The sequence below is a fragment of the Streptomyces sp. NPDC041968 genome (assembly GCF_055589025.1).
The window spans coordinates 122,613-149,562 of record NZ_JBVJCB010000012.1 but is presented as its reverse complement, the minus strand read 5'-3'; the positions used below and the strand labels follow the sequence as shown (position 1 = coordinate 149,562).

The 26,950-nt window shown below is 72.2% G+C and carries 26 protein-coding genes and 1 riboswitch; of the genes, 13 read left to right on the top strand and 13 right to left on the bottom strand.

Annotated features, from left to right (window positions below):
* Window positions 1-6: 6 nt before the first annotated feature.
* Window positions 7-381, bottom strand: coding sequence for a hypothetical protein (locus tag ACZ6EG_RS27415; protein WP_391971253.1), 375 nt, complete (start codon window positions 379-381; stop codon window positions 7-9).
* 55 nt (window positions 382-436) lie between these two features.
* On the opposite strand from ACZ6EG_RS27415, the gene ACZ6EG_RS27410 reads away from it, so the two are divergent.
* The 4 genes from ACZ6EG_RS27410 (at window position 437) to ACZ6EG_RS27395 (ending at window position 4,476) form a co-directional block, all read left to right on the top strand.
* The gene (locus ACZ6EG_RS27410; RefSeq protein WP_384695619.1) at window positions 437-1,420 is read left to right on the top strand and encodes a MurR/RpiR family transcriptional regulator; all 984 of its coding nucleotides are present in this window, start codon (window positions 437-439) and stop codon (window positions 1,418-1,420) included.
* 127 nt (window positions 1,421-1,547) lie between these two features.
* The gene (gene murQ / locus ACZ6EG_RS27405) at window positions 1,548-2,483 is read left to right on the top strand and encodes an N-acetylmuramic acid 6-phosphate etherase (protein ID WP_391971254.1); all 936 of its coding nucleotides are present in this window, start codon (window positions 1,548-1,550) and stop codon (window positions 2,481-2,483) included.
* 15 nt (window positions 2,484-2,498) lie between these two features.
* Complete coding sequence (locus tag ACZ6EG_RS27400) at window positions 2,499-3,959, top strand: PTS transporter subunit EIIC (protein ID WP_469608398.1); 1,461 nt, start codon at window positions 2,499-2,501, stop codon at window positions 3,957-3,959.
* Window positions 3,907-4,476, top strand: a complete 570-nt coding sequence (locus ACZ6EG_RS27395) for a hypothetical protein (protein WP_391971256.1) — start codon at window positions 3,907-3,909, stop codon at window positions 4,474-4,476. Before ACZ6EG_RS27400 ends, ACZ6EG_RS27395 begins: the two co-directional genes overlap by 53 nt.
* Before the next feature lie 117 nt (window positions 4,477-4,593).
* Here ACZ6EG_RS27395 and ACZ6EG_RS27390 read toward each other — a convergent pair whose 3' ends face one another.
* The 6 genes from ACZ6EG_RS27390 to thrC form a co-directional block, all read right to left on the bottom strand.
* Window positions 4,594-6,108 (bottom strand): carboxylesterase/lipase family protein, encoded by a 1,515-nt coding sequence (locus ACZ6EG_RS27390; RefSeq protein WP_469608395.1) that lies wholly within the window; start codon window positions 6,106-6,108, stop codon window positions 4,594-4,596.
* A gap of 78 nt (window positions 6,109-6,186) precedes the next feature.
* Window positions 6,187-7,317, bottom strand: coding sequence for an NADH:flavin oxidoreductase (locus ACZ6EG_RS27385; protein WP_469608393.1), 1,131 nt, complete (start codon window positions 7,315-7,317; stop codon window positions 6,187-6,189).
* 217 nt (window positions 7,318-7,534) lie between these two features.
* Window positions 7,535-9,160 carry a chaperonin GroEL gene (groL, locus tag ACZ6EG_RS27380; protein WP_053133035.1) on the bottom strand — a complete coding sequence of 542 codons (1,626 nt, stop codon included), beginning with the start codon at window positions 9,158-9,160 and terminating at the stop codon, window positions 7,535-7,537.
* Window positions 9,161-9,489: 329 nt separating this feature from the next.
* On the bottom strand, window positions 9,490-9,693 hold the full coding sequence (locus tag ACZ6EG_RS27375) for a cold-shock protein (protein ID WP_004929928.1): 204 nt from the start codon (window positions 9,691-9,693) through the stop codon (window positions 9,490-9,492).
* A gap of 438 nt (window positions 9,694-10,131) precedes the next feature.
* Window positions 10,132-10,407, bottom strand: a complete 276-nt coding sequence (locus ACZ6EG_RS27370; RefSeq protein WP_062927577.1) for a MoaD/ThiS family protein — start codon at window positions 10,405-10,407, stop codon at window positions 10,132-10,134.
* Window positions 10,404-11,705, bottom strand: a complete 1,302-nt coding sequence (thrC, locus tag ACZ6EG_RS27365) for a threonine synthase (protein WP_391971259.1) — start codon at window positions 11,703-11,705, stop codon at window positions 10,404-10,406. The genes ACZ6EG_RS27370 and thrC overlap by 4 nt, the downstream gene beginning before the upstream one ends.
* Window positions 11,706-11,722: 17 nt before the next feature.
* A riboswitch (SAM riboswitch) is annotated at window positions 11,723-11,870 on the bottom strand.
* Window positions 11,871-12,008: 138 nt separating this feature from the next.
* Here thrC and ACZ6EG_RS27360 point away from each other — a divergent pair.
* Both ACZ6EG_RS27360 and ACZ6EG_RS27355 read left to right on the top strand, forming a co-directional pair.
* On the top strand, window positions 12,009-12,953 hold the full coding sequence (locus tag ACZ6EG_RS27360) for a glucosyl-3-phosphoglycerate synthase (protein ID WP_469608390.1): 945 nt from the start codon (window positions 12,009-12,011) through the stop codon (window positions 12,951-12,953).
* Window positions 12,954-13,027: 74 nt separating this feature from the next.
* Window positions 13,028-14,416, top strand: a complete 1,389-nt coding sequence (locus ACZ6EG_RS27355) for an alpha,alpha-trehalose-phosphate synthase (UDP-forming) (protein WP_391971261.1) — start codon at window positions 13,028-13,030, stop codon at window positions 14,414-14,416.
* Between the two features lie 102 nt (window positions 14,417-14,518).
* Here ACZ6EG_RS27355 and otsB read toward each other — a convergent pair whose 3' ends face one another.
* The 3 genes from otsB to ACZ6EG_RS27340 all read right to left on the bottom strand — a co-directional run bounded on the left by otsB (window position 14,519) and on the right by ACZ6EG_RS27340 (window position 17,008).
* Complete coding sequence (gene otsB, locus ACZ6EG_RS27350) at window positions 14,519-15,388, bottom strand: trehalose-phosphatase (protein WP_469608386.1); 870 nt, start codon at window positions 15,386-15,388, stop codon at window positions 14,519-14,521.
* A gap of 85 nt (window positions 15,389-15,473) precedes the next feature.
* On the bottom strand, window positions 15,474-15,707 hold the full coding sequence (locus ACZ6EG_RS27345) for a DUF3263 domain-containing protein (protein WP_356608463.1): 234 nt from the start codon (window positions 15,705-15,707) through the stop codon (window positions 15,474-15,476).
* 35 nt (window positions 15,708-15,742) lie between these two features.
* Complete coding sequence (locus tag ACZ6EG_RS27340; protein WP_469608382.1) at window positions 15,743-17,008, bottom strand: ABC transporter substrate-binding protein; 1,266 nt, start codon at window positions 17,006-17,008, stop codon at window positions 15,743-15,745.
* Window positions 17,009-17,140: 132 nt separating this feature from the next.
* Between ACZ6EG_RS27340 and ACZ6EG_RS27335 the strand changes: the two genes are divergently transcribed.
* From ACZ6EG_RS27335 to ACZ6EG_RS27320, 4 genes are all read left to right on the top strand, one after another.
* Window positions 17,141-18,112: an ROK family protein gene (locus tag ACZ6EG_RS27335; RefSeq protein WP_391971263.1), complete on the top strand. Its 972-nt coding sequence runs from the start codon at window positions 17,141-17,143 to the stop codon at window positions 18,110-18,112.
* Window positions 18,112-19,257, top strand: a complete 1,146-nt coding sequence (gene nagA / locus ACZ6EG_RS27330; RefSeq protein WP_469608379.1) for an N-acetylglucosamine-6-phosphate deacetylase — start codon at window positions 18,112-18,114, stop codon at window positions 19,255-19,257. Before ACZ6EG_RS27335 ends, nagA begins: the two co-directional genes overlap by 1 nt.
* Window positions 19,258-19,405: 148 nt before the next feature.
* Complete coding sequence (locus ACZ6EG_RS27325; RefSeq protein WP_391971265.1) at window positions 19,406-20,380, top strand: 1-phosphofructokinase family hexose kinase; 975 nt, start codon at window positions 19,406-19,408, stop codon at window positions 20,378-20,380.
* Between the two features lie 57 nt (window positions 20,381-20,437).
* Window positions 20,438-20,842, top strand: coding sequence for a hypothetical protein (locus ACZ6EG_RS27320; RefSeq protein ID WP_391971266.1), 405 nt, complete (start codon window positions 20,438-20,440; stop codon window positions 20,840-20,842).
* Between the two features lie 661 nt (window positions 20,843-21,503).
* Here the strand turns inward: ACZ6EG_RS27320 and ACZ6EG_RS27315 are convergent.
* Both ACZ6EG_RS27315 and cdgB read right to left on the bottom strand, forming a co-directional pair.
* On the bottom strand, window positions 21,504-22,466 hold the full coding sequence (locus ACZ6EG_RS27315) for a carbohydrate-binding protein (protein WP_391971267.1): 963 nt from the start codon (window positions 22,464-22,466) through the stop codon (window positions 21,504-21,506).
* Window positions 22,467-22,584: 118 nt separating this feature from the next.
* Window positions 22,585-24,249, bottom strand: coding sequence for a diguanylate cyclase CdgB (cdgB, locus tag ACZ6EG_RS27310; RefSeq protein ID WP_383644370.1), 1,665 nt, complete (start codon window positions 24,247-24,249; stop codon window positions 22,585-22,587).
* 336 nt (window positions 24,250-24,585) lie between these two features.
* On the opposite strand from cdgB, the gene ACZ6EG_RS27305 reads away from it, so the two are divergent.
* On the top strand, window positions 24,586-25,194 hold the full coding sequence (locus ACZ6EG_RS27305) for a flavin reductase family protein (protein WP_391971268.1): 609 nt from the start codon (window positions 24,586-24,588) through the stop codon (window positions 25,192-25,194).
* Window positions 25,195-25,241: 47 nt separating this feature from the next.
* Window positions 25,242-25,712, top strand: coding sequence for a GNAT family N-acetyltransferase (locus tag ACZ6EG_RS27300; protein ID WP_391971269.1), 471 nt, complete (start codon window positions 25,242-25,244; stop codon window positions 25,710-25,712).
* A 25-nt stretch (window positions 25,713-25,737) separates the two neighbouring features.
* On the opposite strand, the gene arfB is transcribed toward ACZ6EG_RS27300, so the two are convergent.
* Window positions 25,738-26,175 (bottom strand): alternative ribosome rescue aminoacyl-tRNA hydrolase ArfB, encoded by a 438-nt coding sequence (gene arfB, locus ACZ6EG_RS27295; RefSeq protein WP_383644361.1) that lies wholly within the window; start codon window positions 26,173-26,175, stop codon window positions 25,738-25,740.
* A 160-nt stretch (window positions 26,176-26,335) separates the two neighbouring features.
* Between arfB and ACZ6EG_RS27290 the strand changes: the two genes are divergently transcribed.
* The gene (locus ACZ6EG_RS27290) at window positions 26,336-26,911 is read left to right on the top strand and encodes a TerD family protein (RefSeq protein WP_053133088.1); all 576 of its coding nucleotides are present in this window, start codon (window positions 26,336-26,338) and stop codon (window positions 26,909-26,911) included.
* Window positions 26,912-26,950 lie beyond the last annotated feature (39 nt).

Genomic DNA, 26,950 nt, shown 5'->3' with positions numbered 1-26,950 from the left:
CCGGCCTCACGACTCGGGCGCGCCGACGCCCAGCGAGCCGACCGCCGCGACCTTCACGCCCGCCTTGCCGCAGACCCAGTGCGGGTCGGGACCCAGCTCCGGCTCCACGTCCAGCGCGTGCGGGTCGCCCGAGCCGCACACCGGGCACAGCGGCCAGCGGCCGTACCGCTCCAGCAGGGCGTCCTGCACGTCCTGGGCGACCAGCCCGGCGACGAACTCCGCGCCCTCGGGCCACTGCTCGACCCACCAGCGGCGCTGCGCGACGGACTCCTCGACCAGCGACACGACGTCGGGCTCGGCGACCTGGCCCGCCACCAGGTCGGCGAGGACGAGGGCGCGCGCGGCATGCAGCGTCTGCTCCAGGGGGCTGATGGGGTCCATGCACCCATTGTGCGCACTCTTGACCCGCGGACCGAAACGAAAATATCTTTCATGAGTGACCGATGAAGTGAAGGAAACTTTCGGCAGTCCGGGCGGCAGGGCGGCGGGCGGCACCGCGTCCGCCGGCCGTCGCGGTGCCGGAAGCGGCGGCACACCGCCCGCGCCCGGTGCCCTCGCGGCCAAGGTGCGCACGCTGGCGCCCTCGATGACGCGGTCCATGCAGCGGGTCGCCGAGGCCGTCGCGAACGACCCGGCCGGCTGCGCGGCCCTCACGGTCACCGGCCTCGCCGAGCTCACCGGCACCAGCGAGGCGACCGTCGTCCGCACGGCCCGGCTCCTCGGCTACCCCGGCTACCGCGATCTGCGCCTCGCGCTCGCCGGACTCGCCGCCCAGCAGCAGTCCGGCCGCGCGCCCGCCATCACGACCGACATCGCGGTCGACGACCCGATGGCCGACGTCGTCGCCAAGCTGGCCTACGACGAGCAGCAGACCCTCGCCGACACCGCCGCCGGACTGGACACCGTCCAGCTCGGCGCGGCCGTCACCGCGCTGGCCGCCGCCCGCCGCACCGACGTGTACGGCATCGGCGCCTCCGGCCTGGTCGCCCAGGACCTCACCCAGAAGCTGCTGCGGATAGGGCTGATGGCGCACGCCCCCGGCGACCCGCACCTCGCCGTCACCAACGCGGTGCAGCTGCGCGCCGGGGACGTCGCCCTCGCGATCACCCACTCCGGGTCGACGGGGGACGTCATCGAGCCGCTGCGGGTGGCCTTCGAACGCGGCGCGACGACCGTCGCCATCACCGGCCGCCCCGACAGCCCCGTCACGCAGTACGCCGACCACGTACTGACCACGTCCACGTCGCGGGAGAGCGAGCTGCGGCCGGCGGCGATGTCGTCCCGGACCAGTCAGCTGCTGGTGGTGGACTGTCTGTTCGTGGGCGTGGCGCAGCGGACGTACGAGTCGGCGGCACCGGCGCTGGCGGCGTCCTACGAGGCGCTCGCGCATCGACACGGAGGGTCGCGCGGGAGACCGTAGGGCTTGATCCTCGTGGGCGGCCGCGGGTCCGTCGGGGCCGGTCGCGCCCGCGCGGCGGAGCCGCACATCGCTACGTCCCGCGCCCTGGGGCAGTACAGAGACCGACGTCGGAAAGAGCCGCTTCCTGATGACTTCCACCCCCCACCACCCCGAACTCCGCTCCCAGTTGGAGACCCTGGCCACCGAGGCGTTCCGGCCCGAGCTGGCCGAGATCGACCAGCTGGCCACGCTGGACATCGCGCGGACGATGAACGGCGAGGACCTGACCGTGCCCTCCGCCGTCGCCGAGCGGCTGCCCGAGATCGCCGCCGCGATCGACGCGGTGGCCGCCCGGATGGCGCGCGGCGGACGGCTGGTCTACGCGGGCGCCGGCACGGCAGGCCGCCTCGGCGTGCTGGACGCCTCGGAGTGCCCGCCCACCTTCAACACCGCCCCCGGACAGGTCGTCGGCCTCATCGCGGGCGGCCCGGAGGCCATGGTCAACTCCGTCGAGGGCGCCGAGGACTCGGCCGAGCTGGCCCGTGCCGACCTGGACGCCCTCGGTCTCACCGCCGACGACGCGGTGGTCGGCGTCTCCGCCTCCGGCCGCACCCCGTACGCCGTCGGCGCCGTCGAGCACGCCCGCGCGCTCGGCGCCCTGACCGTGGGCCTCGCCTGCAACCGGGGCAGTGCCCTGGCGGCCGCCGCCGAGCACGGCATCGAGGTCGTCACCGGTCCCGAGCTGATCACCGGGTCGACCCGCCTGAAGGCCGGCACGGCGCAGAAGCTGGTCCTGAACATGCTGTCGACGATCACGATGATCCGTCTCGGCAAGACCTTCGGGAACCTGATGGTGGACGTGCGCGCCTCCAACGAGAAGCTGCGCGCCCGCTCCCGCCGGATCGTCGCGCTGGCCACCGGAGCCGCCGACGACGAGATCGAGCGCGCCCTGACCGCCACCGGCGGTGAGGTCAAGCACGCGATCCTGACCCTGCTGGCCGACGTGGACGGCCCGACGGCCGCCCGCCTTCTGGAGGACTCCGGCGGCCACCTGCGCGCCGCGCTGGCGACCGGACGGGGCTGACCGCACGCTCGGGGGGTGCACAAGGACCCCCACTCCACGGCCGCCGCGCTGCTCCCCCTGGTCGGCGGCCGCGCCAACGTCGTCTCCGTCGCCCACTGCATGACCCGCCTGCGCCTGGGCCTGGCCGACCGGTCCCGGGTGGAGGACGAGGCGCTGCGCGCCCTGCCCGGTGTGCTCGGGGTCGTGGAGGACGGCGACTCGTACCAGGTGGTGCTGGGCCCCGGGGTGGTCGGGCGGGTGACGGAGGCGTTCGAGACACTGCTGGCGGCCGGGGGCGGCGGCACGGCCGACGTCCTCGCCCGGCGCGGCGCCGCGCTGAAGGAGCGTCAGCGGGAGCGGGCCGCGACGCCTCTGCGGACGGCCCTGCGCCGCGTCGCGGACATCTTCGTCCCGCTCATCCCGGCGCTGATCGGCTGCGGGATCGTCGCGGGCGTCGGCGGCCTGCTCAGCAACCTGGGGCTGCTGCCCGGCCTCACCCCCGCCCTGACCGCCGTCGCCTCCGGGTTCATGGCGCTGATCGCGGTGTTCGTCGGCCACAACACGGCCAAGGAGTTCGGCGGCACGCCCGTGCTGGGCGGCGCGGTCGCCGCCGTCGTCGTCTACCCGGGCGTCGCGAAGGTGACCGTGTTCGGCGCCGCGCTCGCCCCCGGCCAGGGCGGCGTCCTCGGGGCGCTGGCGGCGGCCCTGCTGGGCACCCGGGTCGAGAAGTGGTGCCGCGACCGGTTCCCCGGCACCCTGGACGTCCTGCTCACCCCCACCCTGACGGTCCTGGTCCCCGGCCTGGTCACCCTGTACGTCCTCATGTACGCGGCCGGCGAGGTCGCCACGGCCGTCGGCGCCGCCGCGACCTGGCTGCTGGCGACGACGGGCGCCCTGGCGGGCCTCGTCCTCGGCGGCCTCTTCCTCCCCCTGGTGATGCTGGGCCTGCACCAGGCCCTCATCCCCCTGCACACGACCCTCATCGAGCAGCAGGGCCACACCGTCCTGCTGCCCCTGCTGGCCATGGCCGGGGCCGGCCAGGTCGGCGCGGCCGCGGCGGTCTACGTCCGGCTGCGCCACGACACGTCCCTGCGGACGACGATCAGGTCGGCGCTCCCCGCCGGCCTGCTGGGCGTCGGCGAACCCCTGATCTACGGCGTCTCCCTGCCCCTCGGCCGCCCCTTCCTCACCGCCTGCGTGGGCGGAGCGGCGGGCGGCGCCTTCGTCGGCCTGTTCGCGATGCTCGGCACCGAGGTGGGGGCGACGGCGATCGGCCCGTCCGGCTGGGCGCTGTTCCCGCTCCTGGCGGGCGGCGGGGGCTGGGCGGCGACGGCGGGGGTGTACGGGGGCGGGCTGCTCACCGGGTACGTGGTCGGGTTCGCGGCGACGTACTTCTTCGGTCTGGACGAGGGCGCCGGCCGCGCCGTGTGCGACGCTGGGGAGCATGAACCACGCCCAGCTGACCGCCCTGGGCCGCGCCCTGCGTCTCCTCGGTGAGCACGGCGAGGCCCTCACCGCCGACACGCCGGACGCCAAGCTGCACGAGGTCCGCGCCGACCTGAAGCGCGCGCTGGACCAGCTGGAGGAGAGTGTCACGACGGCGGCTCCCAGCACCCGCTGCCCCGAGCACCCGAACGGGCCGGTGGACCAGGCCGCCCCCGATCTCTGCCTGCTCTGCGAGACCCGGCGCCGCGCCGCCCGCCGCGCCGAGTACAACGGCGGCCCGCTGCCCGCGCGGCCCACCGAGCCGGTCCCGTCCCGGTACGGGACGCGCGGCGACCGGCCGCAGCCCCAGCAGCGCTGGCTGCCCGAGCTGTGGAACGGGCAGGCGTGGCAGCTGTGCGGCACCCCGCGCCGCGACCGCCGCGAGGCCGAGCTGTACATCGCGGCCCAACTGCGCGCGCCCCGCGCGGCGAGGGCGTACCGGCTCGTCCACGAGTTCACGGACTACGAGGTGCTGCGGGTGTGGGGGACGCCGGTGCGGGTGGACGTCGAGCCGATGGGCGGCCTCTGAGCCGAGGCGAGGAAGGCCACCACCGCGGCGACCCCTCGGGCACCCCGTCCGCCCGGCCGGGGGTCCGTGGCGAGCTTCGCCCGGACGGCGGGTGGGCCCTCCTCCCCGTCGGAGGCCTCAGGCCCCGTGGACGAGCGGCAGCGCCGCGAACTCGTACCCCTCCCACAGGCGACGCGACGTCTCCTCCGGGTACGGCACGACGGCCGGCTCCGCGTCCAGGACCTGGACCAGGCGCCGCTCGGTGTCGTACGCCGGCCAGCCCGGGTCGCCGGTGCGCGCGAACGCCGTCCATGCGGAGCGGAAACGGGACGACAGGGCCAGCGCCTCGGAGGACGGTTCCGCGCCGGCGAAGAGCAGCAGTCCCAGGTCCGCCTCGAAGGTGCCGAAGAGGAGGGGGACGTCCAGGGCGTGACAGGCGCCGAAGGCACCGCCGCTGCCCGGGGCCGCCCAGGTCAGCTCGTAGACGTGCGCCCGGCCACCGCCCGCGAGGTGCGCCTCGGCCAGGTGCAGCGACGGCATGCCGAACAGCCAGTCCGTCTGGACGCGTTCGTACAGGTCGTTCGCGGACGCGTCGGGGTACGCGGCCCGGTAGGCCGCCTCGCCGCCCGGCGCGTACAGGGCGAGGGCGGCGCTCGCCCGTTCGTCGCCGATCCGGCCGAGCTTGCCCGCCATCGCGGTGAACAGGCGGTTCTCGTCGCGGTTGTGGCCGACGACCAGGTCGACGTCCCGGGACGCGCCGGACGCCAGCGCCTGCCACGGCGTGACCCGCAGCACCTCGCCGTCGACGACCGGCGAGTACGGGGTGACGGTGGGCGCGGCCTGGCCCCAGCGGGCCACCTGGCCGGGCATCTTCGGGGCGAGGGACTGCCCCGCCTTGACCAGCTGATCGGGGTCGACGGCCGCCAGGTCGGCGACGGTGGGGCGCAGGCCGAGCTCGGCGGCCAGGGCGGTGCCGATGTCACGGGCGAGTTCGGCGGAGAAGAAGGTGCCCGGCACGCTCTGCGCAACGGCCCGCCGGAAGAGGCCGGCCGCGCGGTCCATGGCCAGCAGGGAGGCGACGGATCCGGCGCCCGCCGACTCGCCGAAGACGGTCACCCGCTCCGGGTCGCCGCCGAACGCGGTGATGTTGTCCCGCACCCACTCCAGCGCGGCCACCTGGTCGAGCAGGCCCCGGTTGGCGGGGGCGCCCTCGATGTGGGCGAAGCCCTCCATGCCGACGCGGTAGTTGAAGGTGACGACGACGAGGTCGCCGTCGACGGCTATGCGGCGGGCGTCGTAGCCGGGGCTGCCGGAGTGGCCGAGCTTGTAGGCACCGCCGTAGATCCACACCATCACCGGGCGGCGGGCGGCCGGGTCGGGCTCGGGGGTCCAGACGTTGACCGTCAGCCAGTCGTCGCCCCCGGAGTGGGTGCCGGCCGGGCCCGCCAGGCCCAGGTCCTGCGGGGGCGGCGGGCCGAAGGCGTACGCGTCGCGGGTGCCGTCCCAGGGGCGGGCGGGGCGCGGGGCGGCGAACCTGGCCGGCCCGACCGGGGCCTCGGCGAAGGGGATGCCGCGGAAGAGGGTCAGGCCGTCCGAGGTCTGTCCGCGCACCGCGCCGCTGACGGTGCGCACCACGGGTCCGGTCGTGCTCATCGGTCACTCCTCACTGGTTACCGCAGGCCGTACGCCAGTTGGTGATTCACGGACCCTACGCCGTGGTGCGCACGGCGCTCAGCTGAGGGTCTTGATCGACGCCGCGTCGTACGGGGCGAGCGCGTCGAAGCGGCCGGCGAGGACCTTCTCGGCCCACTGGGGGTCCTGGAGCAGCGCACGGCCGACGGCGACGAGGTCGAACTCGTCGCGCTCCATGCGGTCGAGGAGGTTGTCGAGGCTGCCCACAGGGGCGCCCTCGCCCAGGAAGGACTTGGTGAAGTCTCCGTCGAGGCCGACCGAGCCGACGGTGATGGCGGGCCTGCCCGTCAGCTTCTTGGTCCAGCCGGCCAGGTTGAGGTCGGAGCCGTCGAACTCCGGGCGCCAGTAGCGGCGGGTGGAGGCGTGGAAGGCGTCGACGCCGGCCGAGGCGAGCGGGGCGAGGATCGCCTCCAGCTCCTCGGGCGTCTCGGCGAGACGGGCGGCGTAGGCCTCCTGCTTCCACTGCGAGTAGCGGAAGATGACGGGGAAGGCGGGCGAGACCGCGTCGCGCACGGCGGCCACGATCTCGGCGGCGAACCGGGTGCGGGAGACGGGGTCGCCGCCGTAGGCGTCGGTGCGGCGGTTGGTGCCGGCCCACAGGAACTGGTCGACGAGGTAGCCGTGGGCGCCGTGGATCTCCACGCCGTCGAGGCCGATGCGCTCGGCGGCGGCCGCGGCCTCGGCGAAGGCGCCGATCACGTCGTCCAGGTCGCGCTGCGTCATCGCCGTGCCGGTGACCTCGTCCTCGCCGATGCGCAGGCCGGACGGTCCGACGGCGGGCGCGTCGGGGAAGGGGGGCTCGCCCTGCTTGCGGACCATGCCGATGTGCCACAGCTGCGGCACGATCGTGCCGCCCGCCGCGTGTACCGCCTCGGCCACCTTCGCCCAGCCGGCCAGCTGCTCCTCGCCGTGGAAGCGCGGCACGCGGTCGCTCTGCCCGGCGGAGGCGTGGCCGACGTAGGTGCCCTCGGTGACGATCAGACCGACCCCGGCTGCGGCGCGGCGGGCGTAGTAGGAGGCCACGTCGGGACCGGGGACGCCGCCCGGGGAGAACATCCGGGTCATCGGGGCCATGGCGATCCGGTTCGGCACGGTCAGGCCGTTGACGGTGACGGGCCGGGCGAGGACCTGCGCGGCGCGCGAGGCGGTGTCGGAGGCGGTGACGGTCACGTGGGGGCTCCTTGGGGGGTACCGGTCAGTATGTGCATGCGCATGCACCCACCGGCGCCAACAGGCCCGCTCGTCGTCCGCATTCCGACGGGCCGTCAGGAGTGGTCCAGGTCACATCTGCCCGGGAGGGGTCGGGAGCGGAAAACGCCCGAGGGCGGCACCCCCTGTCGGGGAGTGCCGCCCTCGGTCCGTAGGACGGTTGATCGACCGGAGCCGATCAGAAGTCCATGTCACCGCCCGGCATGCCGCCCGGGGCGCCGCCCGCGGCGGCCTTCTCCGGCTTGTCGGCGATGACGGCCTCGGTGGTGAGGAACAGCGCGGCGATGGAGGCGGCGTTCTGCAGGGCAGAGCGGGTCACCTTCGCCGGGTCGATGATGCCTTCGGCGATCATGTCGACGTACTCACCGGTCGCGGCGTTCAGGCCGTGGCCGACGGTGAGGTTGCGGACCTTCTCCACGACGACGCCGCCCTCGAGACCACCGTTGACGGCGATCTGCTTCAGCGGGGCCTCCAGGGCGAGCTTCACGGCGTTGGCGCCGGTCGCCTCGTCACCCGTCAGCTCCAGCTTCTCGAAGACCTGGGAGGCCTGGAGCAGGGCCACGCCACCACCGGCGACGATGCCCTCCTCGACGGCCGCCTTCGCGTTGCGAACGGCGTCCTCGATGCGGTGCTTGCGCTCCTTGAGCTCGACCTCGGTGGCGGCACCGGCCTTGATGACGGCCACGCCGCCGGCCAGCTTCGCCAGGCGCTCCTGGAGCTTCTCGCGGTCGTAGTCCGAGTCGCTGTTCTCGATCTCGGCGCGGATCTGGTTGACGCGGCCGTTGACCTGGTCGGTCGAGCCGGCGCCGTCGACGATGGTGGTCTCGTCCTTGGTGATGACGACCTTGCGGGCGCGGCCCAGGAGGTCCAGGGTCGCGTTCTCCAGCTTGAGGCCGACCTCCTCGGAGATGACCTCGCCACCCGTGAGGATGGCGATGTCGCCGAGCATGGCCTTGCGGCGGTCGCCGAAGCCCGGGGCCTTGACGGCGACGGACTTGAAGGTGCCGCGGATCTTGTTGACGACCAGGGTCGACAGGGCCTCGCCCTCGACGTCCTCGGCGATGATCAGCAGCGGCTTGCCCGACTGCATGACCTTCTCCAGGAGCGGCAGCAGGTCCTTGACGTTGCCGATCTTGGAGTTGGCGATCAGGATGTACGGGTCGTCGAGCGACGCCTCCATACGCTCCATGTCGGTGGCGAAGTACGCCGAGATGTAGCCCTTGTCGAAGCGCATACCCTCGGTGAGCTCCAGCTCCAGACCGAAGGTCTGGGACTCCTCGACGGTGATGACGCCTTCCTTGCCGACCTTGTCCATGGCCTCGGCGATCAGCTCGCCGATCTGGGTGTCGGCGGCGGAGATGGAGGCCGTGGAGGCGATCTGCTCCTTGGTCTCGACGTCCTTCGCCTGCTCCAGCAGGGCGGCGGAGACGGCCTCGACGGCCTTCTCGATGCCGCGCTTCAGGGCCATCGGGTTGGCGCCGGCCGCGACGTTGCGCAGGCCTTCCTTGACCAGGGCCTGGGCGAGAACGGTCGCGGTGGTCGTACCGTCACCGGCGACGTCGTCCGTCTTCTTGGCGACTTCCTTGACCAGCTCGGCGCCGATCTTCTCGTACGGGTCCTCGAGCTCGATCTCCTTGGCGATGGAGACACCATCGTTGGTGATCGTGGGGGCGCCCCACTTCTTCTCGAGGACGACGTTGCGGCCCTTGGGGCCGAGCGTCACCTTGACGGCGTCCGCGAGCTGGTTCATGCCGCGCTCGAGGCCGCGCCGTGCCTCCTCGTCGAACGCGATGATCTTGGCCATGTGAAGTGGTCCCTCCAGGACTGGGGGTGATTCCTTCGGACCGCGCCCGCGCCCGCGACGGACGGCTCGCCGGCCTTGTGGTTCCTTCCCCACCCGGCCTGCGGGCCTCACCGACCCGGTCCTTCGTTGTCACTCTCACCTTCAGAGTGCTAACGCCAATGATTAGCACTCGCCCCCATCGAGTGCAAGCGCCTTCGGGGGATCGGCCCGGCCGCTCAGCCCCCGGCGAACACCGGTGCGGCCCGGCGCGGGCAAGCCGAAGGGCCCGCACCTCGACCGAGGTGCGGGCCCTTCGGAGAAGAACCGTTCGCTTGCGGTGGCCGGACGTCTCAGGCGCTGAGGCGAACCATGTCGGCCTGCGGGCCCTTCTGACCCTGCGAGATCTCGAACTCGACCCGCTGGCCTTCTTCGAGGGTGCGGTAACCGTCCATCTGAATCGCGCTGTAGTGGACGAAAACATCCGCACCACCGTCGACCGCGATGAAGCCGTACCCCTTCTCCGCGTTGAACCACTTGACGGTGCCCTGAGCCATGCCTAACTCCCCTATTACTGGCCCTTGCACAGATCCGCACTTCGCGGACCCGGGTCAGACCTCGCCCCCCACGACTGGGGGCGTGCGCCGGAACGCGTCGACCGCGGCTGAATGTATCTGTCCAACTGCCGTCTGCAACAGGTCAATCGGACGAGAAATCTGGACGCACCAGGTCCGCAATGTGGCGAGAATTCGCCTGAATTCGGGTCAAGTCGGGGCACGCAAAGGGCACAAAAGCCGCGAAATACGCCCACACTTTGGCTACATCTTGTCGGGCGCCGGGCAGGAATTCGGGATTCCCGATCTTTGGGTCGGGAGCGCGTTCCCCAACTCTACCGCGCTCAATCCCATGGAATTGCCCCCTCCGCTTCTCTCACGGAGGGGGCAATTCGATGAACGCTGCGTTACCTCAATTACCGATGGTAACGACGAGGCGGGTCAGCCGCCGGCGACCGCCGGGATGATGGAGACGCCCGCGCCGTCGGGGGTGGCGGTCTCCAGGCCCTGCTCGAAGCGGACGTCGTCGTCGTTGACGTAGACGTTGACGAAGCGGCGCAGCTTGCCCTGGTCGTCCAGGACGCGGGCGGCGATGCCGGTGTGGTTCTTCTCCAGGTCGGCGATGACCTCACCGAGGTTCGCACCGTCGGCGGCGACCTCGGCCTGTCCACCGGTGTAGGTGCGCAGGATGGTGGGGATGCGAACGGTCACGCTCATGCGAGGCCAGCCTCTCGGAAGGAGTCCAGGTTCGGGCGGATGGTGGTGGTGAGTCCGGTGCCGGCCACCGCGTCCAGCGTCTTCAGGCCGTCGCCGGTGTTGAGGACGACGGTGGTGAGCGACGGGTCCAGGACGCCGTCCTCGATCAGCTTCCTGGTGACGCCGACCGTCACGCCGCCCGCCGTCTCCGCGAAGATGCCCTCGGTGCGGGCGAGCAGCTTGATGGCGTCGACGACCTGCTCGTCCGTCACGTCCTCGACGGCACCGCCGGTGCGGCGCGCGATGTCCAGGACGTACGGCCCGTCGGCCGGGTTGCCGATCGCGAGGGACTTGGCGATGGTGTCCGGCTTCTGCGGGCGTACGACGTCGTGGCCGGCCTTGTAGGCGGTGGACACCGGCGAGCAGCCGGCGGCCTGGGCGCCGAAGATCTTGTACGGCCGGTCCTCGACGAGACCGAGCCTGATCAGCTCCTGCAGCCCCTTGTCGATCTTCGTGAGCTGGGAGCCGGAGGCGATCGGGACCACGAGCTGGTCGGGCAGCCGCCAGCCGAGCTGCTCGCAGATCTCGTAGGCCAGCGTCTTGGAGCCCTCGGCGTAGTACGGCCGCAGGTTGACGTTGACGAAGCCCCAGCCCTCGCCCGCCGGGTCGCCGATCAGCTCGGAGCAGAAGCGGTTCACGTCGTCGTAGTTGCCCTCGATGCCGACGAGCTCTCCGCCGTAGACAGCGGCCATGACGACCTTGCCCTGTTCCAGGTCGTGCGGGATGAACACGCAGGAGCGGAAGCCGGCGCGGGCGGCGGCGGCGCCGACGGCACCCGCGAGGTTGCCGGTGGAGGAGCAGGAGAGGGTGGTGAAGCCGAAGGCGCGGGCGGCCTCGATGGCCTGGGCGACGACACGGTCCTTGAAGGAGTGCGTCGGGTTGCCGGAGTCGTCCTTGACGTAGAGGCCGCCGGTGACGCCCAGCTCGCGGGCGAGGTTGTCGGCCTTGACGAGCTTGGTCCAGCCCGGGTTGATGTTCGGCTTGTCGGCCACGTCGGCGGGGACGGGCAGCAGCGGGGCGTACCGCCAGATGTTCGCGGGGCCCGCCTCGATGCGCTTGCGCAGCTCCTCGGTGTCGTAGGCCGAGAAGTCGTAGGCGATCTCCAGCGGGCCGAAACACTCCTCGCAGGCGAAGACCGGGCCGAGCGGCACGCGGTGACCGCACTCGCGACAGGAGAGCGCCGCGGCGGGGCCCAGATCGACGGAGCCGGCGGGGGCGGCGGAGGGGGTGGTGGTGCTTTCGGCGGTCTGCACAGCCATGGAGGCGAGGCCCTTTCTCCTCATCTTCCTCACGACGCATCTCGCCGTGAGACGGATTTGGCACCTTCCCTAGCCGGGAGCCTCGCCACGTCTGCGTGACAAGAACCGACTGGAGGGTTGCCGGGGCTTCAACGGGCCGTATCCCTCTGCCCCTCTGGATGAGCGGTATTCGATTGTTGTGCGGTGCGCGCGGCGACCCCGGCATGCGGTGGTCCCACGCGTTGTTCAAGACTGTAACCGAAGGCCAGGGCGGTCGAGACAGTCGTCCGTACCGCGAGATGGATCACAGAGGAGCCACCGACCGTGCTGGAAGAAGTCGAGCGCTGGCTGGGCGCACGCTCCTGGTCCGTGACGGACCGGCCCGTCCAGCAGCTGCTGACCGCCAAGCACGCCACCGGGCAGACGGTGAGCGTGGTGCTCCCCGCGCTGGACGAGGAGGCGACGGTCGGCGACATCGTCACGGTGATCCGGCGGGAGCTGATGGGGCGCGACCCGCTCGTCGACGAGGTCGTCGTCGTGGACTCCGGGTCGCGCGACCGGACGTCGGCGGTGGCCGCGGCGGCGGGCGCCCGGGTCGTGCACCGCGACGCGATCCTCCCGCGCATCCCGGCCGTCCCCGGCAAGGGCGAGGTGCTGTGGCGCTCGCTGCTGGTCACCGGCGGCGACATCGTCTGCTTCGTCGACGCCGACCTGCGGGAGTTCTCGGCCGACTTCGTCTCCGGGATCGTGGGCCCGCTGCTCACCGACCCGGACGTGCACCTCGTCAAGGCCATGTACGACCGTCCGCTCGGCGCGGCTCCCGGACAGGGCGGCCGGGTCACCGAGCTGATGGCCCGCCCGCTGCTCAACATGCACTGGCCGCGGCTGGCCGGCTTCGTCCAGCCGCTGGGCGGCGAGTACGCGGCCCGCCGCTCGCTGCTCGAACGGCTGCCCTTCCCCGTCGGGTACGGCGTCGAGCTGGGCATGCTGGTCGACGCCCTGCACCTGGTGGGCCTGGACGGCCTGGCGCAGGTCGACGTCGGGGTCCGCAGGCACCGCCACCAGGACGGCCAGGCCCTGGGCCGGATGTCCGCGGCGATCTACCGCACCGCCCAGCTGCGGCTGGCCCGCGGCCACCTGGTCCGGCCGGCCCTCACCCAGTTCGAGCGGGGCCCCGCCGGTTTCGAGCCGCGCACGTACACCGTGGACACGGAGGAACGGCCCCCCATGACGGAGATCGCGGAGTACGCGGCCCGGAGGGTGGCGTGAATCTCGGCCGGACGCGCGCCGAAGGGCCGGCGGTCCACGTTTGAGGGTTCGGGGGCCGGGCTAGGTTGAGGCGTATGGCTTCAAGGTTCGGTGCTGCTCAGGTGCTGGTCGCCTCCAATCGGGGGCCCGTCTCGTACGAGGTGCGCGAGGACGGCTCGCTGCACGCGAAACGCGGGGGTGGCGGGCTGGTCTCGGGACTGTCGGCCATCGGGCCGGACGCGGGGGCGCTGTGGGTGTGCTCCGCCCTGAGCGACGGCGACCGCGAGGCGGTGCGGCGCGGGGTGGGCGAGGACGGCGTGCGGATGCTGGACGTGCCGGCCGACGTGCACGCGGACGCGTACAACGGGATCGCGAACTCCGTGCTGTGGTTCGTGCACCACATGCTGTACCAGACGCCCGTGGAACCCGTCTTCGACGCGGAGTTCCGGCGCCAGTGGGCCTCCTACGAGGCGTACAACCGGGCCTTCGCCGAGGCGCTGGCCGAGGAGGCCGCCGAGGGCGCGGTCGCGATCGTGCAGGACTACCACCTGACGCTGGTGCCGGGGATGCTCCGCGCGCTCCGGCCCGACCTGCGCATCGGCCACTTCTCGCACACGCCGTGGGCGCCGGTGGACTACTTCCGGATGCTGCCGGACGACATCGCCGAGCAGGTGCTGCGCGGCATGCTGGGCGCCGACCGGCTCGGGTTCCTCACCCGGCGCTGGGCCGACGCGTTCACCGCGTGCTGCGACGCGCTGGTGGGCGGGACCGGCGGCACCGAGATCGGCGTGCACGGGCTGGGCGCGGACGCGGACTTCCTGCGCAAGCGGTCGCACGAGGCCGACGTGGACGAGCGGATGGCCGCGCTGCGGGCGGAGATCGGCGAGGGACGCCGGACGATCGTGCGGGTGGACCGGACCGAGCTGTCCAAGAACATCGTGCGGGGGATGCTGGCCTACCGGCAGCTGCTCACCGACCGGCCCGAGTGGCGCGAGCGGGTCGTGCACGTGGCGTTCGCCTACCCGTCGCGGCAGGACCTCGCCGTGTACCGGGACTACACCGCGGAGGTGCAGCGGGTGGCGGAGTCGATCAACGTGGAGTTCGGGACGGCGGGGTGGACGCCGGTCGTGCTGCACGTGAAGGACGACTTCGCGCGGTCGCTGGCGGCGTACCGGCTGGCCGACGTGGCCCTGGTCAACCCGATCAGGGACGGCATGAACCTCGTCGCCAAGGAGGTGCCGGTCGTCTCCGACGAGGGGTGCGTGCTGGTGCTGTCGCGGGAGGCGGGGGCGTACGAGGAGCTGGGCGAGGACGCGCTGGTGGTGAATCCGTACGACGTGTCGGGGACGGCCCGGGCGCTGCACGAGGCGTTGTCGGTGGGTGCCGGGGAGCGGGCGGAGCGGTCGAAGCGGCTGGCCGCGGCGGGCACGGCGCTGCCTCCGGCGCGGTGGTTCCTGGAGCAGCTGGACGCGCTGAGGTCCTGACCACCGGGTGACCGGCGGGTCTCGCGGAAGCGGATGCGGGGAGCGGGTGCGGGGAGACTCCCCGCACCCGCTTTCGGCCTCTCCGTGCAGGGGGGCCGTGGTTCAGGCCAGCCGGTCCGCCAGGGCGCGCAGCAGCCGTACGACTCCCGCCGGGCCGTCCACCACCACGTCCGCCCGCTTCCTGAGGTCGGGGACCTCGTCGCTGCCGCTGCACACCAGCAGGCCGGGGGTGCCCTCCGCGCGCAGGGCGTCGACGGCCGCGAAGGCGGGGAGGTCGCCGAGGTCGTCGCCGGCGTAGACGACGGTCTCGGCGCCGACGTCCCGGGCGTGTGCCCGCAGCGCGGCGCCCTTGTCCATGCCGGGCGGGCGCAGCTCCAGGACCATGCGGCCCGGCTCGACGATCAGTCCGTGGCGGGCGGCCAGGCCGGTGAGCGGGGCGCGCAGCGCGTCGAAGGCCGCCTGCGGGTCGGGGGCGCGGCGGGTGTGGACGGCGACGGCGTGGCCCTTCTCCTCGACCCAGGTGCCCGGCCCGGCGCCGGACCGCTCCAGCAGCTCCGGCAGCTCGGCGCGGACGGCGGCGACGCCGGGGTGCGGTTCGGGTGCGGTGAGGGTGCCGGTGGCGGCGTCCCAGCGCTCGGCGCCGTAGTGGCCGAGGACGACGAGGTGCTCCAGGCCCGGGGCGTCGGCGAAGCCGCCGTGGCGGACGGCGACCTCGGCCGGGCGGCCGGTGATCACCGCGACGGAGGCGACCCTCGGCGCGAGGGCCGCGAGCGCCGGTACGGCGTCCGGGTGGGCGCGGGCCCGGTCGGGGTCGGGCACGATCGGCGCGAGGGTGCCGTCGAAGTCGAGCGCGACGACCGCGCGGGCGGGGCGGGCGAGCAGGGCGTCGAGCCCCGCACGTCCGGCCTCCGTCGCGGGCGTCGGCAGGTGGTCCGGCGAGTCGTCTCGGGTGGATTCCTGGTGGCTGCCCATACCGCGAACCTATCCCGCGGACCCGCACCGCACGCCTGTCCCGCGCATCCGGCCGGTGCTCCGGCCCGTGCGTCCGGCCGGTGGCCTACCGCTCCCCGCGCCGCGTCTCGCGCACCCGGCGCAGGCGGTTGACCGTCACCGGGTCGGCGGCCAGGGCGCGGGGGTCGTCCAGGAGGGCGTTGAGGAGCTGGTAGTAGCGGACGGGGGCCAGGCCCAGTTCCTCGCGGATCGCCCGCTCCTTCGCGCCGGGGCCGGGAAAGCCGCGGCGCTCCAGCGCGAGGATGTTCCGCTCCCTCTGTCCGAGCCGTCCCAGGTCCATGTACGGCACCGTAGCGCCCGCCACCGACAGCCCCGCTACTCCGCGCTGCCCGCCCGCATCGCCGTCGCCTGGATCCGGCCGAGCACCTCCGACGGGCTGTTGCCGGGGGCGACCGCCTGGCCGATGAGCTTCTTGACGTCCGCGCTGACCGAGGCCCAGGAGGTCTTGCCGACCGGGTACAGCTCCGAGAGCAGCAGCTCGTCCAGGAAGGGCCGCAGGGCCTTGTCCTCCTCCGCGGTGCTCATGACCTGGGACGCGGAGGTGGTCACCGGCAGCAGGTCGTAGCGGCGGGAGAAGTCGAGGACGTTCTCGTCGCTGTAGACGAAGTCGAGGAAGTCGCCGATCTCCTCCTGGTGGCCGCCCGCCTTGAAGGCGGTCATCCAGTCGGTGACGCCGAGCGTGTTCCGGCTCTCGCCCTCGGCGCCGGGGGTGGTCACCATGCCGTACTTCACGCCCTTGTCGGACGCCATCTTCATCAGCGAGGGGTGCCCGTTGAGCATGCCGACCTCGCCGTTCGCGAAGGCGGCGAAGGCGGCGGCGCGGTTCAGCTTGCCGGGGGCGACCGGGCCGGTGAGGCCCTTGCCGACCAGTTCGTCCCGGAGCCAGGTGAAGGTGGTGACGTTCTGCGGCGAGTCGACGGAGTAGGTGCCCACGTCGTCGGTGTAGCCGCCGTCGCCGCTGAGCATCCACTGCATGGTCTCGGCCTGCGCCTCCTCCGGGCCCAGCGGCAGCGCGTACGGGTACTTCACGCCCTCCGCCTTCAGCGCCTCGGCGGCGTCCGCGAGGTCGTCCCAGCTCTTGGGGGGCGTGATGCCGGCCTCGTTGAAGAGGGTCTTGTTGTAGAAGAGCACGCGCGTGGAGGCGGCGAAGGGCAGCCCGTACTGGACGCCGTTGACCTGGCCCGCGCCGGCGAGCTGGGAGACGAAGTCGGCCTGGACCGGGATGGAGAGCACGTCGTCGGCCCGGTACAGCAGGTCCTTGTCCGCGTAGTCGGAGTAGGCGCCGATCTGCGCCAGGTCGGGCGCCTCACCGGCGTCGACCATCTCGCGGACCTCGCGGTCGACGTCGTTCCAGGAGTGGACGGTGACGTCCACGGTCACGTCGGGGTGCTTGGCCTCGTAGGCCTTGGCCAGCTCGTCCCAGTACTCCTTCGAGCCGTTGGCCTCGCTGTCGCCGTAGTCGGCGGCGACCAGCCTCAGCGTCACCTCGCCGGAGTCACCGGTGAGTCCGCAGCCGCCGAGGACCGCCACCATGCCCAGCGCGGACACCGCCGCGACCGTTCCTGTCCTGTGCCGCTGCACCCTGATTCCCCAACCCTGCCGGCGTTCGTCGATCACACGCACGCGCTTGTTCGCTTGTCCGTTTAACGGATCAAGGTCTACACCACGGCAGTGGACTAGACCTCTCCCGGGTCGACGGGCCACACTGTCCCCGTGAGACATGTCATCGCCCTCGATGTGGGCGGCACCGGGATGAAGGCCGCCCTCGCGGGACCGGGGGGCGAGCTGCTCCACGAGGCCCGCCGGGCCACCGGCCGCGACCGCGGGCCCGAGGCGGTGATCGCCGGCATCCTGGACTTCGCCGCCGAACTGCGCGCCCACGGCGCCGACCGCTTCGGCGAGCCCGCCCTTGCGGCGGGGGTCGCCGTCCCCGGCATCGTCGACGAGGAGCATGGCACCGCCGTCTACGCGGCCAACCTGGGCTGGCGCGACGTGCCCCTGCGGACGCTGCTCGCCGAACGGCTCGGCTCCATCCCGGTCGCCCTGGGCCACGACGTGCGCACCGGCGGGCTCGCCGAGGGGAGGATCGGCGCCGGCCGCGGCGCGGACCGGTTCCTGTTCGTGCCGCTGGGCACCGGCATCGCGGGCGCCATCGGCATCGACGGCCGGGTCGAGTCGGGCGCCCACGGCTTCGCCGGCGAGATCGGCCATGTCGTCGTGCGCCCCGGCGGCACCCCGTGCCCGTGCGGGCAGCGCGGCTGCCTGGAGCGGTTCGCGTCCGCGTCGGCCGTCAGCCAGGCGTGGGCCGAGGCCTGCGGGGACCCGGGCGCGGACGCCGCCGACTGCGCCAAGGCCGTCGCCTCGGGGGACGCCCGCGCACTCGCCGTGTGGCAGGACGCCGTGGACGCGCTCGCCGACGGACTGGTCACCGCGCTCACTCTGCTGGACCCGCGGGTCCTGATCATCGGTGGCGGCCTGGCCGAGGCGGGGGAAACCTTGTTCACACCGCTGCGGGAGGCCGTGGGGCGGCGCGTCACCTTCCAGAAGCTGCCGGAGATCGTCCCCGCCGCGCTGGGAGACACCGCCGGCTGCCTGGGTGCCGGGCTGATGGCCTGGGACCTGCTCGGCACCGACCCGAACGGCACCACCCCGACGACCGCGACTCCCCCGGAGGTAACCACCTGATGGCCCCAAGCAAGGTTCTCGCCGGTGCCCGGGTGGTACTGCCCACCGGGACCGTGGACGACGGCCGCGTGATCGTCGACGGCACGCGGATCGCCTCCGCCGCCTCCCCCGAGGCCGAGGTCGTCGACCTGTCGGGCCACTGGGTGGTCCCGGGCTTCGTCGACCTCCACAACCACGGGGGTGGCGGAGCGTCGTTCGCCGGCGGCACCGCCGAGGACGTCCTGAAGGGCGTCGCCACCCACCGCCGGCACGGCACCACCACGGTGGTCGCCTCGGCCGTCACCGGTGACCTGGACTTCCTCGCCCGGCACGCCGGGATGCTCGCCGAACTCGCCCAGCAGGGCGACATCGCGGGCATCCACTTCGAGGGGCCGTTCATCTCCCCGTGCCGCAAGGGCGCGCACGACGAGCAGCTGCTGCGCGACCCCGACCCGGCCGAGGTCCGCAAGCTCGTCGACGCCGCGCACGGGCACGCGAAGATGATGACGCTGGCCACCGAGCTGCCGGGCGGACTGGACTCCGTACGGCTGCTCGCGGAGCACGGCGTGATCGCGGCGGTCGGGCACACCGACGCGACGTACGAGCAGACGCTCCAGGCCATCGACGCGGGCGCCACGGTCGCCACGCACCTGTTCAACGCGATGCCGCCGCTCGGCCACCGCGCCCCCGGCCCGATCGCGGCGCTGCTGGAGGACGAACGGATCACCGTCGAGCTGATCAACGACGGCACCCACCTGCACCCGGCCGCGCTCCAGCTGGCCTTCCACCACGCGGGCGCCGCCCGGGTCGCCTTCATCACCGACGCGATGGACGCGGCCGGCTTCGGCGACGGCCGCTACCTGCTCGGCCCGTTGGAGGTCGAGGTGGCGGACGGCGTGGCCCGGCTGGTGGAGGGCGGCTCGATCGCGGGTTCCACGCTCACCCAGGACCGTGCCTTCAAGCGCGCGGTGACGGTGGACGGGCTGCCCGTCGAGGACGTCGTCGCGGCGATCTCCGCCAACCCGGCGCGGCTGCTCGGCATGGACGACCGGATCGGCTCCCTGGAGCCCGGCAAGGACGCCGACCTGGTGGTCCTGGACGCCGCGTTCGACCTGGTGGGCGTGATGCGACGCGGCGCATGGGTGGTCGATCCCCAACTGGGCTGATCCGTCCCCCCGTACGCTCCCGGACCGGCGCCCGATGGCCGGACCGGGGGCTGGGCGCACCGCCGTCCGTTTGGCATGATCGTGTCCCCCGGAGCACGTCGCCGGGGGCGCACGGAAAGCCGCAGACGATCGGGGGAGGCCGGCCCGGGTGATCCTCACCGTCACGCTGAACACCGCTCTCGACATCACCTACCGCGTCCCGGGCCTGCGGCCGCACGCCTCCCACCGGGTCACCGCGGTGACGGAGCGCCCCGGCGGCAAGGGGCTGAACGTGGCCCGGGTGCTGGCGGCCCTGGGCCACGAGGTGACGGTCACCGGCTTCGCGGGCGGCGGCACCGGGGACGTCGTGCGCGCGGGGCTCACCGGTGTGCGCGGGGTGACGGACGCGCTCGTGCCCGTCGCCGGGGCCACCCGGCGCACCATAGCCGTCGTCGACGAGCGCACCGGCGACACCACCCAGCTCAACGAACCGGGCCCGGCCGTCACCCGCGCCGAGTGGGACGCCTTCCAGGAGGCGTACGGGCCCCTGGTCGCCGCCGCCTCGGCCGTGGCCCTCTGCGGCAGCCTGCCCCCGGGCGTCCCGGTGGGCGCCTACGCCGGTCTGGTGCGCACCGCCCGCGCGGCGGGCGTGCCGGTGCTGCTGGACACCAGCGGGGAGCCGCTGCGCCGGGGGGTCGCCGCCCGCCCGGACCTGATCAAGCCGAACGCCGACGAACTGGCCGAGCTGACCGGCTCGCACGAACCGCTGCGGGCCACCCAGGCCGCCCGGCGGCGCGGTGCCCGGTCCGTGGTCGCCTCGCTCGGCGCGGAGGGGCTGCTCGCGGTGACCCCGGAGGGCCGCTGGCGCGCCGCCCCGCCCGCCCACGTCCGCGGCAACCCGACCGGCGCGGGCGACTCGGCGGTCGCGGGCCTGCTGTCGGGCCTGGTCGAGCACCTCCCCTGGCCGGACCGCCTGGCCCGCGCGGTCGCCCTGTCGGCGGCGACGGTGCTGTCACCGGTGGCGGGCGAGTTCGACCGGGGGGCGTACGAGGAGCTGCTGGACCGCGTCGCCGGGAATGTTTCCCTGACTTTCGAAGAGCACCATTCAAGCCAGTCCGACAGCGAATTCCGAATCGAGCGTTGAGTTGACCAGCTCACCCACCTAGAGTCACCTCCAAGTTGAACCAACGGAGGGGAAATCTTGAAGAAGAAGCTCGGAGCGGCAATCGCAACGATCGCTGCACTCGCGGCAACGGCAATCAGCGCGGCCCCCGCTAACGCCAGCGAATACGTCGCTTGCTCAACCACCGGAGCCTCTGGCAGCATCAGCATAACGAACTGGTCCAATCCCGGGGCCAATGTAGGCATATCGATTGACCTTACGGACACATCCTCTGACGGACATCACGTCCAGATCAGAGTCATCAGCCAGCAATACGACGGTAAGCGGGTCAATTGGTCCTGGCGCAAGAACACCAGCGGCGCTGGCACCACCAAGGAATGGAGCACCACGGCGTACGACGACCGTGGACTTCACGAGATGGGCGTGCAGGTAGCAAGGTTTGAGGGGGGCACCATGCTGAACTCATGCACCAAATGGGCCTAGCCCACTTCAACCTGGCTGAACACCTTCCAATCGGCCCTGCAGGGATGATGAAGCAGGACAGCAGGGTGGCATGACGAGGCGAGGCTCCTGATCGTCGCGGTGGCGTTGTCTACGCACAACGCTTCGCCCGAGGAGCCTCGCTTGGTCCTGTACGCGGTGGCGCCACTTTCCACTGCCGTAGTACCACTCCTGCGGACAACTCGTAGAGAACCAGTGGTTCGACCGCGATTACAACAATTACGGGCCCTCGCCGAACGCATCTTCGCTCATCTTGAGGGGCAACTACTACGGCGATCCCGCCGTGTTCCATCGATGATGCCGGTCGTTTCGCTCGCGCCTAGACGATTCCGGCCAGAGATCGCAGCATCACGTCGGGACTGAGAGTGCAGCCTCCATGGCGAGCAGAGACCGCACCACCTGAATGATGGCCCAGGGATTCATAGAGCGGTCTACATCGAAGCTGCAGGCCAGCACGCCATGGAGGACGCCATGAAGCTGGACCGGCGTGGCCAGGAGTCGGTCAACGAAAGTTGGGCGTTTCGCTCCTGCCTCCAGGGCCGACCTCTCCGACGAGTTCAGCGACCGCACTCGTCGAGTTCCCTTCCGCCTGGCCCTGATCAAGGCAAGTTTCACGTCTCACCGTTTACCGTGCACGATCTCGTTAATCCTTCACCTTCCCCTGCTTCAAGGAGAATTGGTCCAAGAGGACGTTGCACTTGTCACCATCGGCGCAGGACAGCGAGATGGTGTTGGTGCCCTTGTTGAGGGTGGGCCAGGCGTAGGTCTTGGTCCAGCCCTTGGCGAAGTCGCCGTCCTCGGCGTTCGCGAAGTTGCCCAGGTTCAGCTTGCTGCCGAACGCCTTGCCGTTGACCGTCAGGGTCATCGACTGGTCCTCACCGGCCGCGCTGTAGCCCGCGAAGAGGGTGTAGAGGCCGTCCTCGGGGATGCCGTCCACGGTCCAGGTGACCGAGGCGCCGGGCTGGTTGAGATTGCCCACGTAGACGCCGCCGTCGGAGCGGGCGCCCTCGATGTCGGAGGCCGTGGTCACGCCGGGCGACAACCGCAGCGCCTTCGCGTCGATCGACGGCAGCTTCACCTCGTCCTCGGCGCCCTCGCTCGACGACGGGCTCGGGTCGGTGGTCTGGGACTGGGTGGGGGCCGTGCCGCCGCCCGCCTCGTCGCCGCCCTTGTCGTCGTCCGAGCCGCTGCTGGTCATGGCCACGGCGATGCCGATGACGACCGCGGCGACGACGGCGACCGCGCCGATCAGCAGGCCCTTGGTGTTGGGACCGCGGCGTCCGCCGCCCCCGCCGTGCGCCGACTGCTGCGGGGCGGTGGGGGCACCGCCGCCGGGGAAGGTCTCCGGCGCGGCGTAGTGCGCGTTCGACCGGCCGTAGGCGCCCTGCTGCTGCGGGGCCGCCTGGCCGTAGGCGGCGGTCTGGGCGGCCTGGCCCTGCGGTGCCCCGTACTGCCGTGCGCCGACGGGACGCACCCGGTTGACGGAGTTCGGGTAGCCGTAGCCACCGGAGGGCGGCTGGGCTCCGTTGGCCTGCCCGTCGGCGTAGAGGTAGCCGAAGGGGTCGTCGTCCTCGGGCGTGCTCGCGCCGTTGTTGCCGGGCGTCATCCCTTGGTCTCCTAACCAGATGCGGTGCGTGTGCGGTATGGGTGTGAGAGGGCGAGCCTACCCGCTCCGACTGACCCGAACGGGTGACTCAGACCGCATCAACGCTCTGACCTGGCGATCATCCGGCTCGGCGATGTTGTTTGGGACGAGATCGTTTCTCGACGTACATCCGTTCGTCAGCTGACTTCAGCACCTCGTCCGCCGTCATGCCGCAGTGCGCCCATCCGATGCCGAAACTGGCCCCCACGCGCACGGCCCGTCCCTCGGCCCGGATCGGCTGGATGATCTCGTTGCGCAGCCGTACGGCGAGGTCCTGGGCGTCGGCCAGGCCGAGCCCGTTGGCGAGGATCACGAACTCGTCGCCGCCGAGCCGGGCCACCGTGTCGCCGTCGCGGACGCCGCCGCTGAGCCTGCGGGCGACCTCGATGAGCACGGCGTCACCGGCGTTGTGCCCGAACCGGTCGTTGATCGACTTGAAGCCGTCCAGGTCGCAGAAGAGGACCGCGAGCCCCTTGGTGCCGTCGTCCCGGCCGTCCGCGGGCGCGACGGCGTGCACGTGGTGGTCGTAGGCGCCGTAGGGCTCGGGCGTCGCGCCGAAGTCGAAGGTGTGGCCGCCGGAGTCGGTCACGGCGGGGTGGCCGTAGGCCGCGTCCATGGCGTCGACCACGGCCGCGTGCGAGGACTGCGGGCGCCGGCACAGCCGGGCGGAGAGGCGGGAGCGCAGCTCGGCGGAGTTCGGCAGGCCGGTGAGGGAGTCGTGGGAGGCGCGGTGGGCGAGCTGCAGCTCGCGGCGCTTGCGCTCCTCTATGTCCTCGACGTGCGTGAGCAGGAAGCGCGGCCCGTCGGCGGCGTCGGCGACGACGCTGTTGCGCAGCGAGACCCAGACGTAGGTGCCGTCGCGGCGGCCCAGGCGCAGCTCGGCCCGGCCGCCCTCGGCGGAGGTCCGCAGCAGCGTGCCGATGTCCTCGGGGTGGACGAGGTCGGAGAAGGCGTAGCGGCGCATCGCGGAGGCGGGACGGCCCAGCAGGCGGCAGAGCGCGTCGTTGGTCCTGAGGATGCGGCCGTGCTGGTCGCCGCCCATCTCGGCGATGGCCATGCCGGAGGGGGCGTACTCGAAGGCCTGCCGGAAGCTCTCCTCGCTGGCCCTGAGGGCCTGCTGGTCGCGCTCCAGGCGGACCAGGGCGCGCTGCATGTTGGAGCGGAGCCGGGCGTTGCTGATCGCGATGGCGGCCTGGAACGCGTACATCTGCAAAGCCTCGCGGCCCCAGGCGCCGGGCCGGCGGCCGTTGCGCGGCCGGTCCACGGACAGGACGCCGATCAGCTCGCCGCTGTTGCCGCCGCCCTGCGGGCCGGGCGCGTACATCGGGGCGAAGAGACGGTCCGAGGGGTGCCACTCGTCCTCGAAGCGGGGGGCGGGCCCGTCGGTGTACCACTGCGGGACGTCGTCGTCGTCGAGGATCCAGCCCTCGGTGTGGGGTATGAAGATCAGGTCGCCCCACTGCTCGCCCATGTTCAGGCGGCGGTCCCAGGACTCGCGGGAGCCCGCCCGGCCGGTGATCAGCGCCTCGGCGGCCTGGTTGCCGGAGAAGGCGGCGACGACGAGGTCACCGTCGGGCCGGACCAGGTTGACGCACGCCAGCTCGTACCCGAGGGCCTGGACGACGCCGTCGGCGACGGCCTGCAGGGTGTCCGCCAGGCTGCGGGCCTTGTTCATGTCGGCCATGACCTGGTGCAGCTGCCGCAGGGACGCAAGACGGACGTAGGGCTCCGACTCGGTCTCCATGCTCGCCCTCCCCCCGAGACCTCGCAGCGAATCAAGGGTTCCCTTCGGCGCCTTCACTGATGGTGCCCTTGCAGGTTCTCCGCCACTGAATCACAGCGCGCTCCCCACTCGGTACACAGGGTCAACAATTACCGCTCCTTGTGACTCAAGTCACAGCGAAAGATGAACAATTGAGTGGGGTTTCTGCGTTTTCCCTGTGCGTTTACTGAACGCAAAGTTTGTAGGTATGCGCACGTCTCCCCCGAGACCTCCGCGGGCTCTCCTTCCGTGGTCCTAGGTCCCGGTTCGGACCGGGGCCCGATGCCGCGCCGACGGCCCGGAGATTAGCGTGGCGGGGTGCCGAACACTCCCTCCCTCACGTCCCCCGCGCCCCTCACGTCCACCGGGTTGCCGCTGCCGTCACCGGCCGCCGGGCATGCTGAGGGGGTGAGCAACGACGAGTTCCGTGCCGCCATGTCCCGGCTGGCCTCGGGTGTGGTCCTGGTGACCGCCCAGGAGTCGCCGCTGGACCCCGACGACCCGCAGGCGCCGCGCGGCGAGGACGTCGGGATGACGGCCACCGCCTTCATGTCGGTGTCGCTGGACCCGCCGCTGGTGCTCGTGAGCCTGCGCGAGGGCTCCCGCATGGACGACCTGCTGGACGAACAGCCGCTGTGGGGGGTCTCCGTGCTCTCCGAGAGCCAGCGCCACATCGCCGGACGGTTCGCCATGAAGGGCCGCGTCAGCGACCGGCTGCTCTTCGCGGACATCCCCTACCGGCGCGGCGAGGCGACCGGGGTGCCCCTGGTGGGCGGGGCCCTGGCCACGCTGGAGTGCCGTACCGAGCAGCGGGTGCCGGCCGGGGACCACACCCTGGTGATCGGCCGGGTGCTGACCGCCTCGCTGCCGAGCGCGGACGGGGGGCCGCTGGCGTACTTCAAGGGGCGCTACCGGCAGTTGGGGTAGCACGTAATTCGTTCGTCCGGCGCGGGACACCCGCCTAGGGTGCGCGCATGACGAGCAGCACGCTCCGCCTGGAGGAGATCACTCCCGCGAACATCGAGGCAGCCCTGGACATCCGGGTGCGCCCGGAGCAGGAGTTCGCCGTCTCGCCGGTGGTGAAGTCCCTGGCGGAGGCCTACGCGCACGCCGACGTCGCCTGGCCGCGGCTGATCGTGGACGGGGACCGTCCCGTCGGCTTCCTCATGGCCTTCCTGGACATCGACTGGTACGGGGACGGCCGTGTCCGGCGGTCCGGACTGTGGCGGCTGAACATCGCGGCCGGGGAACAGGGCCGGGGCTACGGGCGCTTCGCCGTGGAGTCGGTGGCCGCGGAGGTCCGCCGCCGCGGCGGCCAGGAGTGCTACGTGACCTGGCACACCGGTCCGCACGGCCCGGAGGGCTTCTACCTGGGCCTCGGCTTCCACCCCAACGGGGAGACGAGCGAGGGGGAGACGGTGGGCGTGCTGGCGCTGGACCGGTAGCCGCCGCCCGCTGCCCGCCGCCGGGCTAGTCCCAGCTCTTCGGGGAACGGCCCTGCTTGGTCTGGGAGCGCTGCTTCTTCTCCCGCAGCCGGCGCTCGTTGATGCCGCGTGGGATGCGGGTCGGTCTGCGCGGCTTGGGCGGGGGCGCGGTGGCCTCGGCGAGGAGGGCGGCCAGGCGGACCGCGGCGGTCTCGCGGTTGCGCCACTGGGAGCGGTGCTCGGAGGCGCGGACGGTGACGACGCCGTCGGTCAGACGTCCGGCCAGCCGCTCCAGCGCCCGCCGCTTCCACACCTCGGGCAGCGCCTCGGTGCGCGCCAGGTCGAAGCGGAGCTCCACCGCCGTGTCCGTGGTGTTCACGTGCTGCCCGCCGGGCCCCGAGGAGCGCGAGAAACGCCAGACGAGCTCGGCCTCGGGCAGGGAGACGGAGCCGCGGATGACATGGGGACCGGACATGCCGTCCATGTTCCCGTCCCCGTGCGGTCCACGTCACCCGAATATCCTCGGCCTCGGTCACTCGGTAAAGAAAGTAAAGAGAGCAGGAACCTTGCGCACCCCTCTCGTCGTTGATGGGGGTAGCTGTAGCTTTCTTGCCGTACGTAAACGAGGGAAGGGACTCCCAACAATGGCTGTAAGCCTGTCCAAGGGTGGCAACGTCTCGCTCACCAAGGAGGCACCGGGCCTGACCGACGTCACCGTGGGCCTCGGCTGGGACGTCCGCACCACCACCGGTACCGACTTCGACCTCGACGCCTCCGCGATCGCGGTCAACACGCAGGGCAAGGTCTACTCCGACGCCCACTTCGTGTTCTTCAACAACAAGCAGACGCCGGACAACACCATCGTCCACACCGGTGACAACCGCACCGGCGAGGGCGCGGGCGACGACGAGGCGATCAACGTCAACCTCGCCGGTCTGCCGGCCGACATCGAGAAGATCGTCTTCCCGGTGTCGATCTACGACGCGGAGAACCGCTCGCAGAACTTCGGCCAGGTGCGCAACGCCTACATCCGCATCGTCAACCAGGCCGGCGGCGCCGAGATCGCGCGCTACGACCTGTCCGAGGACGCGGCCACCGAGACCGCCATGGTCTTCGGCGAGCTGTACCGCAACGGCGCCGAGTGGAAGTTCCGCGCCGTCGGCCAGGGCTACGCCTCGGGCCTCGTGGGCATCGCCCAGGACTTCGGTGTGAACGTCTGACGTTCACTCGCCCGTGCGTTCCGTACGAAGGCCCCCCGG

What these genes read in the sequence shown, in the direction of transcription:
- ACZ6EG_RS27395 (WP_391971256.1), top strand. Translation starts at nt 3,907, where the DNA reads ATGAACCACGCCCAGCTGACCGCCCTGGGCCGCGCCCTGCGTCTCCTC.
- ACZ6EG_RS27355 (WP_391971261.1), top strand. Translation starts at nt 13,028, where the DNA reads ATGGCTTCAAGGTTCGGTGCTGCTCAGGTGCTGGTCGCCTCCAATCGG.
- groL (WP_053133035.1), bottom strand. Translation starts at nt 9,160, where the DNA reads ATGGCCAAGATCATCGCGTTCGACGAGGAGGCACGGCGCGGCCTCGAG.
- ACZ6EG_RS27300 (WP_391971269.1), top strand. Translation starts at nt 25,242, where the DNA reads ATGACGAGCAGCACGCTCCGCCTGGAGGAGATCACTCCCGCGAACATC.
- ACZ6EG_RS27370 (WP_062927577.1), bottom strand. Translation starts at nt 10,407, where the DNA reads ATGAGCGTGACCGTTCGCATCCCCACCATCCTGCGCACCTACACCGGT.
- thrC (WP_391971259.1), bottom strand. Translation starts at nt 11,705, where the DNA reads ATGGCTGTGCAGACCGCCGAAAGCACCACCACCCCCTCCGCCGCCCCC.
- ACZ6EG_RS27315 (WP_391971267.1), bottom strand. Translation starts at nt 22,466, where the DNA reads ATGACGCCCGGCAACAACGGCGCGAGCACGCCCGAGGACGACGACCCC.
- ACZ6EG_RS27290 (WP_053133088.1), top strand. Translation starts at nt 26,336, where the DNA reads ATGGCTGTAAGCCTGTCCAAGGGTGGCAACGTCTCGCTCACCAAGGAG.
- murQ (WP_391971254.1), top strand. Translation starts at nt 1,548, where the DNA reads ATGACTTCCACCCCCCACCACCCCGAACTCCGCTCCCAGTTGGAGACC.
- ACZ6EG_RS27415 (WP_391971253.1), bottom strand. Translation starts at nt 381, where the DNA reads ATGGACCCCATCAGCCCCCTGGAGCAGACGCTGCATGCCGCGCGCGCC.
- ACZ6EG_RS27390 (WP_469608395.1), bottom strand. Translation starts at nt 6,108, where the DNA reads ATGAGCACGACCGGACCCGTGGTGCGCACCGTCAGCGGCGCGGTGCGC.
- otsB (WP_469608386.1), bottom strand. Translation starts at nt 15,388, where the DNA reads ATGGGCAGCCACCAGGAATCCACCCGAGACGACTCGCCGGACCACCTG.
- ACZ6EG_RS27375 (WP_004929928.1), bottom strand. Translation starts at nt 9,693, where the DNA reads ATGGCTCAGGGCACCGTCAAGTGGTTCAACGCGGAGAAGGGGTACGGC.
- nagA (WP_469608379.1), top strand. Translation starts at nt 18,112, where the DNA reads ATGGCCCCAAGCAAGGTTCTCGCCGGTGCCCGGGTGGTACTGCCCACC.
- ACZ6EG_RS27345 (WP_356608463.1), bottom strand. Translation starts at nt 15,707, where the DNA reads ATGGACCTGGGACGGCTCGGACAGAGGGAGCGGAACATCCTCGCGCTG.
- cdgB (WP_383644370.1), bottom strand. Translation starts at nt 24,249, where the DNA reads ATGGAGACCGAGTCGGAGCCCTACGTCCGTCTTGCGTCCCTGCGGCAG.
- arfB (WP_383644361.1), bottom strand. Translation starts at nt 26,175, where the DNA reads ATGGACGGCATGTCCGGTCCCCATGTCATCCGCGGCTCCGTCTCCCTG.